Origin of the sequence: Herbidospora sp. NBRC 101105 (assembly GCF_030269205.1) — a bacterium.
In the GTDB taxonomy this organism is placed as follows: Bacteria; Actinomycetota; Actinomycetes; order Streptosporangiales; family Streptosporangiaceae; genus Herbidospora; species Herbidospora solisilvae.
This window is the reverse complement of record NZ_BSSX01000010.1, coordinates 189349-203007: the sequence shown is the minus strand read 5'-3', so window position 1 is coordinate 203007 and position 13659 is coordinate 189349. Positions and strand designations below refer to the sequence as shown.

Sequence of the window (13659 nt, the reverse complement as noted above, 5' to 3'; positions counted from 1 at the left end):
CCGCATGAGCACGGTCACGCCGGTCGCGCTCACCGAGCCCGCCGCGCGCACGTTGAGGCTGAGGCCACCACCGCCCCAGTCCGTCACGGTCATCGTCAGCGGGTAGTTGGTCCGTTCGTGGATCCCCGCCGCCCTGATGCCCTCGACCTCCCGGCCGCCGGTCGTGGCGGCGTAGCGGTAGTTGAGCAGGGACGTGAAGAGGGGGGTGTTGCCCTCCAGGCGGCTGGCCCGCTGGGCCAGCGCGAGGGGCGCGTGCTCGTGCTGGAGCAGGGCGGCGAGCTGGGAGCGCATCTCCGCCACGGCCGTCCGCACGCCGACTCGACCGGTCCGCACCCGGACCGGGAGGGTGTTGATGAACGGGCCGAGCACCCGGTCGGAGCCGGCGCCGGCGTTCATCCGGCCGAACAGGAGCGTGCCGAACACCACGTCGTCGCGGCGCGAGACCACCGACAACACGCGGGCCCAGGCCACGTGCATGAGCGTCGCCGGGCTGACCCCGAGCGTGCGGGCGGTGTCCCGCAGCCCGTCCACGAGGTCGCCGGGCAGGGGCAGGACGGCCGAGCCGACGTCGCCGCCGTCGCCGTGCACGTTCATCAGGCCGAACGGCGCCGTCGGTTCGGTCACGTCGCCGAGCAGGTCGGCGAAGAAGCGCTCGTGGTGCTCGCGGGGCACGCCGAGCCGGGCCTGGGCGACGAAGTCACGGAACGGCAGGGCGGGCGCGAGGTCACGGCCGTCGAGGACGGCTCGCAGCTCCTCGACCAGGACGTCCATGCCCTGGTGGTCGGAGACCATGTGGTGCATCCTGATCAGGCCCCGCCACCGGCCGTCCTCCGCGGGGGCGATGTGCAGGTCCATGAGCGGGGCCCGGCCCAGGTCCATCGCCGAGCCGACGGCCTGGACGAACGCGGCCTCGGACTCGTGCGGGCCGTGCTCGACGACCGGCAGGGCGGCGTGCCGCCACACGACCTGGACGGGTTCGCGCAGACCGTCCCAGACGATGCCGGTCCGGTAGATGTCGTGCCGGGCCACGACCTGCCGCAGCGCGGCGGCGAACGCGTCGAGGCGGTCGCGGGAGGCGAACTCCAGCACGTGCATGGTCACGTAGGCGTCGACGCCGTCACCGGCGAGGAGGTGGTGGAAGAGCATGCCCTCCTGGAGGGGAGCCAGCGGATAGACGTCGGCCACGTTCGCCGCGCCGCCCTCCACGGAGGCCACGACCCGGTCGAGCTCGGCCTCGGTCAGGTCGGCCAGCGGCAGCATGCCGGGGGTGAGGCGCTCGGCGCCCTCGGGGATCGCGGTGGGCGGGACCTCGACCGGTTCGACCCCGGCCGTCCGGGCGAGGCCGCCCGGGGTGGGCGACTCGAACAGCGCCCGGACCGACACCGAGACGCCACGGGCCCGCAGCACCTCCACCAGCCGGACGGCCAGCAGCGAGTGCCCGCCGAGCCGGAAGAAGTCGTCGTCGACGCCGATCAGCGGCCGGTCGAGCACCTCCGCGAACGCGGCGCAGAGGATCTCCTCCTGGACCGTCGCGGGCGCCCGCCCGGAGCCGCTCGCGAATTCGGGTTCGGGCAGGGCCCGCCGGTCGAGCTTGCCGTTGGGGGTCAGCGGCAGCTCGTCGAGCGGGACGAAGGCCGCGGGGACCATGTAGTCGGGCAGCCGGGCGGCGGCGAACTCGCGCAGTCCGTCGGTCTCGCCGACGACATAGGCGACCAGGGTGTCGTGCCGGGCCACGATCGCCGCCTGCGAGACACCCGGAGACCTCAGGACGACGGCCGCGACCTCACCGGGCTCGACCCGGAAGCCGCGAATCTTCACCTGGTCGTCGGCGCGGCCCTGGAAGATCAGCCGGCCGTCAGGGGTCCACTTCGCCAGGTCGCCGGTACGGTACATGCGCTCCCCCGCCGCGAAGGGCGAGGCCACGAACCGCTCACCGGTGAGATCAGGACGGCCGAGATACCCCCGCGCCAGGCCCAGACCGGCGACGTACACCTCTCCCGCGACCCCCGGCGGAACCGGCGCGAGCCGGTCGTCGAGCAGGTAGACCCGCGAGTTGGCGATCGGCCGCCCGAACGAGATCGGCCCCTCCTCATCAGGGTCGACCTCCCCGGCCGCGACGATGACCGTGGCCTCGGTCGGGCCGTAGGCGTGGACCAGACGCCGGCCTTGAGCCCACCGCCGGGCGACGGTCTCGGTGATGCCCTCCGCACCGACCACGATCGGCCCGATGTGCGAGAAATCGGCCGGATCGAGCACGTTGAGCAGCGAGGGAACCACACTGGCCGCCCCCACCCCGGTCAGCGCCCGCAGCGCCCGAGGCTGCAGCCGCTCCTGCTCGCCGGGCACCCACAACGTCGACCCGGTCGCCAGCGCCACCGCGACATCCAGCACCGAGGCGTCGAACCCGAACGAGGCGAACTGCAACAACCCCACACCCGGCCCCGCACCCAGCAGAGGCCCGAACACCTCGACGAGGTTGACCAAGCCGCGATGGCTGACCGCGACACCCTTCGGAGTGCCCGTTGACCCGGAGGTGTAGATCACGTACGCGAGGGAGTCGGGGTCGATCTCGATCTCGGGTGCGGTGGCGCGCAGGTCGTCCAGGCGCAGCAGGTCGAGCACGACCACCCGGTCGGCCGTCACCAGGTCGCGGAGCTCGTTGGCGGTCAGCACGCACGCCACGTCCGCGTCGGCGAACACCGCCGCGATCCGCGTGGCCGGGTTGGCCGGGTCGACCGGCAGATAGGCCGCCCCCGCCTTCCACACGCCCATGATCGCCACGATCATGTCGGCGCCGCGCGGCAGGCACACGCCCACGACCGACTCGGGCCCGATGCCCAGGCGGCCCAGGTGGCGGGCCAGCTGGTTGGCGCGCCGGTCGAGTTCGGCGTAGGTCAGTTCGTCCCCCACGGCGAACGCGCCGGGGTCGGCGGCGGCCTGCCGCTCGAACAGGGCGACGACGTCGCCGTCGGGCAGGTCGGCGGCGGTGTCGTTCCATTCGCGCAGGAGCCGGTCACGTCCGGTGGCGTCGAGCACGTCGACCGCGCCGAGTGCCCGGCCGGGCTCGGCGTCGAGGGCCTCGACCAGGTTGGCCACGGCGGTCTGGAGCAGGCGGCCGACGGAGGCCGGGTCGATGGGGCTGACCGCGTCGACCTTGAAGGCCAGGTCGTCGGGCCCGGCGTCGTTGACGGCCACGTTCAGCGGATAGTTGGTGTGCTCGACCACCCGGACGGTCCGGATGCCGGCGAACGACCCGGTCTCCTCGTCGCCCGGCAGGACGTGCCGGTAGTTGAACAACGAGGTGAACAGCGGTGCGCCGCCCTCCAGCCCGGCGGCCCGCTGGGCCACGGCCAGGGACGCGTGCTCGTGTTCGAGCAGCGCGGCCAGTTGCGACCGCATCCCCTCCACGGCGGACCCGACCCCCTGGCGGGCGTCGCGGACCCGTACGGGAAGGGTGTTGATGAAGGGGCCGACCACGCGGTCGGAACCCTCGCCGGCGTTCATCCGCCCGAACAGCACGGTGCCGAACACCACGTCGTCACGGCCGGAGACCGCGGAGAGCACCCGCGCCCACGCGACGTGCGTGATCGTCGCCGCGCTGACCCCCAGCCGCCGTGACGTCTCCCGCAGCGCGCGGGCCGTGTCCACCGGGAGGGGCACGAGGGCGGTCCGCACGCCGGAGCCGTCGCCGTGCACGTCGAGCAGCCCGTAGGGCGCGGTCGGCTCGGTCACGTCGCCGAGCAGGCCGGCGAAGAAGTCCTCGTGGCCGGTCGGGTCGAGGGTGCGCGCGACGAAGTTGCGGAACGGCGCGACCGGCGCCAGGTCGGCGGGCTCGCCCGACAGGAGCGTGCGCAGCTCGTCGACCAGCACGTTCATGCCGTGGCGGTCGGAGACCATGTGGTGCATCCGGAGCAGCCCGAACCATCGGCCGCCGGTCCCCTCGGCGATGTGCAGGTCCATCAGGGGCGCCCGCGCCAGGTCCATGGCCGGGCCCGCCGCCGCCAGGAGCCCGTCGGCGGGGTCGCCGTCGAGCACGTGCGCGGTCACCGCCATGACGGCGTGCCGCCACACCACCTGGACGGGTTCCCGCAGGCCGCGCCAGACGATCGCGGTGCGGTAGATGTCGTGCCGGTCGACGACCCGCTGGATCGTCGAGACGACGGCGTCGAGCAGGTCCCGCGACGCGAACTCCAGCACCCGCGCGGTCACGTAGACGTCGGCGCCGTCGCCGGCCAGCAGGTGGTGGAAGAGCATGCCCTGCTGGAGCGGGGTCAGCGGATAGACGTCGGCCACGTTGGCGGCGCCGCCGTCGACCGACGCGACGACGGTCGCGATCTCCTCCTCGGTCAGGGCGGCGAGCGGCACCATGTCCGGTGTGATCTCCCGCGCGTCGTCGGGGATCAGGTTCGCCGGCGCCTCCGGGGCCGCGGCGCCGGCCGCGCGGGCGAGCCCGGCGGGGGTGGGCGACTCGAACAGCGCCCGCACCGGCACCGGCAGCCCGCGTGCCCGCAGCCGCTCCACCAGCCGGACGGCCAGCAGCGAGTGGCCGCCCAGCCGGAAGAAGTCGTCGTCGACGCCGACCGACTCCAGGCCGAGGACCTGCCCGAACACCTCGCACAGCAGCTCTTCCCGGACGTTCTGGGGCGCCCGCCCCGCCCCTGTCCGGTAGACCGGGTCGGGCAGCGCGCGGCGGTCGAGCTTGCCGTTCGGGTTCAGCGGCAGCGCGTCGAGCGTGACGAACGCGGCCGGGACCATGTACTCGGGCAGGCGGGCGGCGGCGTACTCGTGGAGGCCGTCGGCGCTGCCGACGACGTAGGCGACGAGCCGGTCGTCACGGGCGATCACCGCGATCTGGCCGACGCCGTGGTGCCCCGACAGGACCGCCTCGACCTCGGCGGGCTCGATCCGGAAGCCGCGGATCTTCACCTGGTCGTCGACCCGGCCGCCGTACAGGACCTGCCCGTCGGCGGTCCATCTGGCCAGGTCGCCGGTACGGTACATGCGCTCGCCGCTCTGGAAGGGCGAGGCGACGAAACGTTCGGAGGTGAGCGCCGGGCGGCCCGCGTAGCCGCGGGCGAGCTGCACTCCGGCCAGGTAGAGCTCCCCGGTGACGCCGGGGGGCACCGGGGCGAGCCGGTCGTCCAGCACGTAGAGGCGGGTGTTGGCGACGGGTGCGCCGATCGGCACCGGGCCCTCGGTCTGGGCCGGGTCGCAGCGCCAGGCCGAGACGTCGACGGCGGCCTCGGTCGGGCCGTAGAGGTTGTGCAGCTCCGCGCCGGGGAGCACGGCGGTGAAGCGGTTCTGGGTCGCCAGCGGCAGCGCCTCACCGCTGCTGACCACGAGCCGCAGCCCGGTGAGCCCGGCGGCCGCGGGGTCGAGCAGGAAGGCGTCCAGCATCGACGGCACGAAGTGGGCGATCGTGACACCGGCCTCGCGCACCAGCCCGGCGAGGTAGGCGGGGTCGCGGTGCCCGCCGGGCCGGGCCACCACCAGCGTCGCGCCCGCGACGAGCGGGCAGAACAGCTCCCACACCGAGACGTCGAAGACCGTCGGCGTCTTCTGGGCGACCCGGTCGTCCGGCCCGATGCCGAAGTGGCGGCGCATCCACTCCAGCCGGTTGACGATGCTCCGGTGGGAGACGACGACGCCCTTGGGCCGTCCCGTCGATCCGGAGGTGTAGATCAGGTAGGCGGCGCAGTCGGCGGCGGCCCGGCGCGGGGCCACACCGCCGTCGGTCGTGGCGAGCCGGGCGACCTCGGCGGGGTCGTCCAGCACGACGACCGGCGCCGCGTCGGCGAGCAGCAGCGCGATCCGGTCGGCCGGGTTGCCGGGGTCGACCGGGAGATAGGCGGCCCCGGCCTTGAGCACGGCCCAGAGGGCGACGATGAGCTCGATCCCCCGGTCGAGCACGACCGCGACGACCGCGTCGGGGCCGGCGCCCCGCGCGGCCAGGTGCCGGGCCAGCCGTTCCGCGCGGGTGTCGAGGTCGGCGTAGGTGACCTCCGCGCCCTCGAAGACGACGGCGACCGCGTCGGGCGTGCGGCGGGCCTGGGCCTCGAACAGCTCGTGCAGCAGGAGGGGCGGCATCTCCTCGGCCGTGTCGTTCCACCCGGTGACGACCTGGGCCAGCTCCCCCTCACTGAGCACGCGCACGTCGTGGAGCCGGACGTCCGGGTCGGCGGTGACCTGGTCGAGCACGCGGGTCCAGCGCTCGGCCAGCGTGTGGGCGGTGGCCGGGTCGAACAGGTCGAGCGCCACGTCGAGGGTGCCCCGGAGCCCGTCGGCGGTCTCCCTGAGGTGGATCTCCAGGTCGAAGCGGGCCGAGGGCGGCCCGGCGGGCAGCGGCTCGGCGGTGACGCCGGGCAGGTCCAGGGCGGCGGTCCCGGTGTTGCGCAGCGTCAGCATCACCTGGAACAGCGGGTGGCGGGCGAGCGAGCGTTCGGGCGCCAGCTCCTCCACGAGCCGTTCGAACGGCACGTCCTGGTTGGCCAGCGCCCCCAGGCTCGCCTCCTTCACGCGGGCGAGCACCCGCCGGAAGTCCGGGTCGCCCGCCAGGTCGGCCCGGATCACCAGCGTGTTCACGAAGAAGCCGACCAGGTCGTCGAGCGCCTCGTCGGCACGGCCCGCGACGGCCGACCCGATCGGCACGTCGGTGCCCGCCCCGAGCCGCGACAGCGTCACCGCCAGCGCCGCCTGCAGGACCATGAAGACGGTCGCGCCCTCGGCCCTGGCGAGCTCGGCGATCCGCTCGTGGACGTGCTCGGGCACGTGCAGCGGCACGCCGTATCCGGTGTGCCCGGCGACGGGCGGGCGAGGGCGGTCGGCGGGCAGGGCCAGCTCCTCCGGGATCCCCGCCAGCGCCTCCCGCCAGTAGGCGATCTGGGCCTCCTCGGCGAACACGTCGCGCTGCCAGAGGGCGTAGTCGGCGTACTGGACCGGCAGCGGCGCCCACTCGGGCGCGCGGCCCGCGAGCCGGGCCGTGTAGGCGGCGGACAGGTCGCGGCTCAGCGGCGTGTGCGACCAGCCGTCGGTGGCGATGTGGTGGATCACCAGCACCAGCACGTGGGCGTCGCCGTCGGGGTACAACCAGGCCCGGACCGGCACCTCGGTCCCCAGGTCGAAGGCCACGTCCGCGGGCTCCCCGCGAAGGAGCGACCAGTCGATCTCGTCCTGGCCGAGGATCCGCTGGTACGGCTCGCCGTCGACCGAGGGGTAGACGGTGCGCAGCGGCTCGTGCCGGGCGATCACGTCGCGCAGGGCCGCGTCGAGCGCGGCCACGTCGAGGTCGCCCGCCAGCCGGATCGCCAGCGAGATGTGGTAGGTCGCGCTCGGCCCCTCCAGCCGGTCGAGGAACCACAACCGCCGCTGCGCGGACGAGAGCGGCGGCCGTCCGGGGCGCGGCCCGGCCGTCAGCGGCGGCCTGACCCGGTCGGCCCGGGTCAGCCGGGCCGCCAGCCCCGCCGCCGTGGGCGCCTCGAAGAGCGTGCGGATCTTGACGTCGGCGCCGAGCCGGGCCCGGATGCGCGACAGCAGCCGGATGGCCAGCAGCGAGTGGCCGCCCAGGTCGAAGAAGTCCTCGTCCGGCCCGACCGCGTCACGGCCGAGGACCTGGGCGAACACCTCGCACAGGGCGGCCTCGGCCTGAGTGGCCGGGACGCGGGTGACCGCGGCGGCGGCGTCCGGGTCGGGCAGCGCGGTCCGGTCGAGCTTGCCGTTGGAGGTCAGCGGCAGCGCGGGCAGCGTCAGGAACGCCGACGGGACCATGTATTCGGGCAGCCGCCCGGCGGCGAACTCCTTCAGCCCGTCGGCCGCGCCGACCACGTAGGCGACCAGCCGGTCGCCGCGGGCGAGCACCGCCGCCTGGGTGACGTCGGGATGGCTCAGCAGGACGGCCTCCACCTCGCCGGGTTCGACCCGGAAGCCGCGGATCTTCACCTGGTGGTCGGCCCGGCCCGCGAACACGAGCCGGCCGTCGGGGGTCCATCGGGCCAGGTCGCCGGTGCGGTACATGCGCTCGCCCGACCCGAACGGGCAGGCGACGAACCGTTCGCCGGTCAGGCCGGGGCGGCCGACGTAGCCGCGGGCCAGGGGGGCGCCGGCGGCGTACAGCTCGCCGGAGACGCCGACCGGGACCGGCGACAGGCCGTCGTCGAGCACGAACAGGCGGGTGTTGGCGATCGGCGTGCCGATCGGCGGCGTCCCGGTCCCCCCGAGTTCGGCGGTGGCGACGCCGATCGTGGTCTCGGTCGGGCCGTAGTGGTTGAACACGCGGCGGTCCCCGGCCTCGGCGAGGAGCGCGGCCACCCAGCCCGGGTCGGCCGCCTCGCCCCCGAGCACGAGCGACCGGGCCGGGAGCACGGCCGCGCTCCCGCCGCCCGCCGACAGCGCGGCCAGGTGCGACGGCACGCCCTTGACGTGGTCGATCCGGTGGTCGCGCAGGTAGGCGGCGACGGCGGCCGGGTCGGTGACCGCGTCGGCGGGCAGGACGTGCAGTTCCCCGCCGGTCGCGAGGCTCGTGAACAGCACCGTGTTGCCCAGGTCGGTGACCTGCGGCTGGAGCAGCGCGTAGCGGTTTCCGGGCGCCGCCCAGCCGAACCGCCCCGACACCGAGGCCACGTAGTTGGCCAGCGACCCCCGGGTCACCGCGACGCCCTTGGGCGTCCCGGTCGAGCCCGAGGTGTACATGACATACGCCAACCCGGCCGGACCGACCGGCGCGGACACGGCGGCGGGGGACGTCGTCAGGGCGTCCTCGAACCAGACCACCGGCACACCCAGCGGCCCGGGGGCCGGGTCGTCGCGGGAGGCCAGCAGGAGCCCGGCACGGCTGTCGGCCAGCATGAACGCGATCCGCTCGGCCGGGAGCCGCGCGTCGATCGGCAGGTACGCCGCCCCCGCCCGCCACACGCCCAGGATCGCGGCGATCGTCGGCGCACCCGGCGGCAGGCACAGGCCGACGACCGACTCCGCGCCCACGCCCAGCTCGCGCAGGCGCGCGGCGATCCGGGCCGCGACCTCGTCCAGTTCCGCGTACGTCAGCCGCGTCCCCCCGGCGACGAGCGCGACCGCATCAGGGGTCCGCGCGACCTGCCCGGCGAACAGGTCGAGCAGGTCGGCGGCCTCGGCGGCCGTCGCGGTGTCGTTCCACCCGGCCAGGACGCGTTCGCGCTCCTCGGCGTCGAGCACGTCCACGGCGTGCAGCCGCACGTCCGGCGCGGCGGTCACCTGCTCCAGCACCCGGGTGAACCGGGCGGCGACCTTCACGGCGGTCGAGGCCTCGAACAGGTCGGCCGACAGGTTCACGTAACCACGCAGCCCCGCGGGCCGGCCCCGGTCGTCGAAGGTGTCCTCCACCATGACGTGCAGGTCGTAGCGGGCCGCCGAGAAGACCTCGCCGCCGGACGCCGCCGTGCCCTCGCCGACGTGCACGCCGGGCAGGGTCAGCCCGGCCCGCTCGATGTTCTGCATCGTGAGCATCGTCTGGAACAGCGGGTGGCGGCTCAGCGAGCGTGTCACGGCCAGCTCCTCGACCAGCCGCTCGAAGGGCACGTCCTGGTGGGCCAGCGCCCCGAGGGTGGCCTCCCTGACCTGGGTCAGCAGTTGCCGGAAGGCGGGGTCGCCGGAGAGGTCGGTGCGGATCACCAGCGTGTTCACGAAGGTGCCGACCAGGTCGTCGAGCGCCTCGTCGGTCCGGCCGCCGACCGGGGCGCCGATCGGGACGTCGGCGCCCGCGCCGAGCCGCGACAGCAGCACCGCGAGCGCGGCCTGCAGAATCATGAACGGCGTGACGCCCTCGGCCCGCGCCAGCCCGGCCACCCGCTCGTGGACGTCGGCCGGGACCCGGAACGGCACCCGGTGACCCCGGTGCCCGGCCAGGACGGGCCGGGGGTGGTCGAACGGCAGCCGCAGCTCCTCGGGCGCCCCGGCCAGGGTGTCGCGCCAGTAGGCGACCTGCCGCGCCAGCGGGCTGTCCGGGTCGTCCCGATCGCCCAGCAGGTCACGCTGCCAGAGGGCGTAGTCGGCGTACTGGACCGGCAGCGGGGCCCAGCCGGGCGCCTCGCCCCTGGTCCGGGCGGCGTACGCGGCCGAGATGTCGCGGCCCAGCGGGGTCATCGACCAGCCGTCGCCCGCGATGTGGTGCAGGACCAGCACGAGCGTGTAGTCGTCGCCCGCGGTCCGGAACAGGAAGGCCTTGATCGGCGGCTCGGCCGACAGGTCGAAGGTGTGCCGCGCGGCCTCGGCGACCGCCTCGGTCAGCCGGTCGGGGGCCACGTGGGCCACCTCCAGCTCCCATCCGGCCGCGTCGGCGTCGAGCACGAGCTGGTAGGGCTCGCCGTCCGCGCTCCGGTAGACCGTGCGCAGCGGCTCGTGGCGGCCGATGACGTCGCGCAGCGCCGCCGCGAGGGCGGGCACGTCGAGGTCGCCGGTCAGCCGGAGCGAGGCCGCCTGAGTGTACGTCCGGCTGGGCCCCTCGACCTGGTCGACGAACCACAGGCGGCGCTGCGCGAACGACAGGGGCGGCCGTTCGGGGCGCTCCCGCGGCGTCAGCTCCGGCCGGACGGGCCCGGCGCCTGACCCGGCGAGCCAGGCGGCCAGCCCGGCGACGGTGGGCCGCTCGAACAGCACCCGCAGCGGCAGCTCGGCGTCCAGCACCGCCCGGATGCGTGACACGAGTCGCACGCCGAGCAGGGAGTGCCCGCCGAGCTGGAAGAAGTCGTCGTCGACGCCCACACGGGCGAGGCCGAGCACCTCGCCGAACGCGCCGCAGAGGATCTCCTCCTGCACGCTGGAAGGCCCCCGGCCCGGCCCGGCCGGGTATTCGGGCACCGGCAGCGCCCGCCGGTCGAGCTTGCCGTTGACGAGCGTCGGCAGCTCCGGCAGCGGCACCACCGCCGACGGCACCATGTACGCGGGCAGCCGCGCGGCGACGTGCTCGCGCAGCACCTCGGGCAGCGCGGTGGCGTCGGGCCCGGCCGCGACCACGTAGGCGACGAGCCGCTGGTCGCCGGGCACGTCCTCGCGGACCACCACGGCGGCCTGGGCGACGTCGGCGCGGGCGCGGAGCACCGCCTCGACCTCTCCGGGCTCGACCCGGAACCCGCGCAGCTTCACCTGGTCGTCGGCCCGGCCCGCGAACACGAGCTGCCCGTCGGCGGTCCACCGCACCAGGTCGCCGGTGCGGTACACACGCTCCCCGGGTTCGAAGGGCGAGGCCACGAACCGCTCGCCGGTCAGGCCGGGCCGCCCGGCGTATCCCCGGGCCACGCAGACGCCGCCGACGTAGAGTTCCCCGGCCACGCCGACCGGGACCGGGTCGAGGCGCTCGTCGAGCACGTACACGCGGGAACCGCCGATCGGCCGCCCGATCGGCACCGGGCCGGGGCGGGCGGGGTCGAGCTCGGCGACGGTCATGGTGACGGTGGCCTCGGTCGGGCCGTAGGTGTCGAACAGCCGCCGCCCGGGGGCGGCCCAGGCGCGGACCACGTTCTCGTCGACCGGCTCCGCACCCATCTGGAGGGTCCGCAGGCCGGGCAGGTCGGCGGGGTCGAGCAGCCCGAGCACCGAGGGCAGCAGGAACGCCGACCGCAGTCCGGGCAGCCGGGAGAGCAGCCTCGGCTGGGCGCGCTCCTCGGCGGTGGCCACGAGCAGCGTCGCGCCGGCCGCCAGCGCGACGCACGTCTCCTCGACCGAGACGTCGAAGCTGAACGAGGAGAACTGGAGCACCCCGACGCCGGGCGAAGCGCCGTAGACGGGCTGGAGGGCGATCACCAGGTTGGCCAGCGACCCGTGGGTGACCGCGACGCCCTTCGGCCGCCCCGTCGACCCCGAGGTGTAGATGACGTAGGCCAGAGCGAGCGGGTCGGGCGCCTCCTGTGCCACGGGCCCGGTATGCGGCGCGAGGGTGGCGGGGTCGTCGAGCCAGGCCACGGGCGCGGGCGTGGCGGCGGCCAGGTCGCCGAACTCGGCGCGGTCGGCCAGCACCAGCCGGACGCCGCCGTCGGCCAGCATGAACGCGACCCGGTCGGCGGGGAGCTGCCCGTCGATGGGCAGGTAGGCCGCCCCCGCCTTCCACACGCCCAGGATCGCGGCGATCATCCCCGCGCCGCGGGGCAGGCAGAGCCCGACCACGTCCTCGGCGCCGACGCCGCGGGCGCGCAGCAGCGCGGCCACGCGGGTGGCGCGGGCGTCCAGGTCGGCGTACGAGACCTGCTCGCCGCCGCAGGCCACGGCCACCGCGTGGGGGGTGCGCCGGACGTGCCCGGCGAACATCTCGGGGAACGAGTCGGGCGCCGCCGGCGCGCGAGTGGTGCTCCAATCGGTCAGCATCCGCCGCCGCTCGTCGGGGCCGAGCACGTCGAGGGCGTGCAGCCGCACCTCAGGGGCGGCGCCGACCTGGTCGAGCACCCGCACGAACCAGCCCGCGATCCGCCGCACGGTCTCCTCGTCGAACAGATCGGCCGCGCCGACGAGCTCGCCGGCCAGCCCGTCGGCGCTCTCGCGCAACGTCACGTCGAGGTCGAACTTGGCGACCGGCAGGTTAGAGGAGAGCGGCCGCACCGACACCCCGGGCAGGTCGAGCACGCCCTCGGCGGTGTTCTGCAGGCTGAGCATGACCTGGAACAGCGGGTTGCGGGCCAGCGACCGGGCCGGGGCCAGCTCCTCGACGAGCCGCTCGAACGGCACGTCCTGGTGGGCCAGCGCCTCGACCCCGGCCCGCCGCACGCGGGCCAGCACCTGGCGGAAGTCCGGGTCGCCCGCCAGGTCGGTGCGGATGACCAGCGTGTTCACGAAGAAGCCGACCAGGTCGTCGAGCGCCTCGTCGGTCCGGCCCGCGATGGTGGAGCCGATCGGGATGTCGGTCCCGGCGCCCAGCTTCGACAGCAGCGTCGCCAGCGCGGCCTGGGCGACCATGAACAGCGTCACGCCCTCGGCCCGCGCCACGTCCAGGAGCCGCCGGTGGACCTCTCCCGGCACGTGGAACGGCACCCGGTGCCCGCGATAACTCGCCGCCGCGGGCCGCACCTTGTCGGCGGGCAGCGGGAGTTCCTCGGGAATTCCCGCGAGAGTACGCCGCCAGTAATCCATCTGAACCGCGCCGCGGCTGCCCGGATCGGAATCCGCGCCGAGTAGTTCACGCTGCCACAAGGCGTAATCCGCGTATTGCACGGGAAGCGGTTCCCAGCCCGGTTCCGCGCCTTGCGAACGGGCCGCATAAGCGGCCGAAAGGTCGCGCGCGAGCGGGCGGTTCGACCACGCGTCGGTGGCGATGTGGTGGACCACGATTAACAGCAGATGGTCGCCGGGAGAACGGCGTAACAGCGACGCCCGGATCGGCACGTCGGCCGACAGGTCGAACGCGTGCTCGCCCGCCCGCCGCACCTCCGCGTCGGTCGCGTCCGCGTCGACGTCCCGCACGTCGAGCTCCCACCGCAGCTCATCGAGGGTGAGGATGTGCTGGTGGGGCTCACCGTCGACGGTCGGGAAGATCGTGCGGAGCGGCTCGTGGCGCCCGATGACGTCACGCAGCGCGGCGCCGAGGGCCGCCGCGTCGAGCGGCCCGCGCAGCTCCAGCGCGATGACGTTGTTGTAGGTGGCGCTCATTCCCTCCAGTTCGGCGATGAACCAGAGCCGGCGTTGCGCGAACGACAACGGGATCAT

General features: G+C 74.9%; 1 protein-coding gene (only partly in view). It reads right to left on the bottom strand.

Annotation, left to right across the window (positions count from 1 at the left end; all coding sequences use genetic code 11):
- On the bottom strand, nt 1-13659 hold the 5' portion of the coding sequence (locus tag QSK34_RS35655) for a non-ribosomal peptide synthase/polyketide synthase (protein ID WP_285590947.1). 20544 nt of this gene lie to the left of the window's left edge; 13659 of the gene's 34203 nt are visible here — the first part of the coding sequence; it begins with the start codon at nt 13657-13659; its stop codon lies off the left edge, out of view.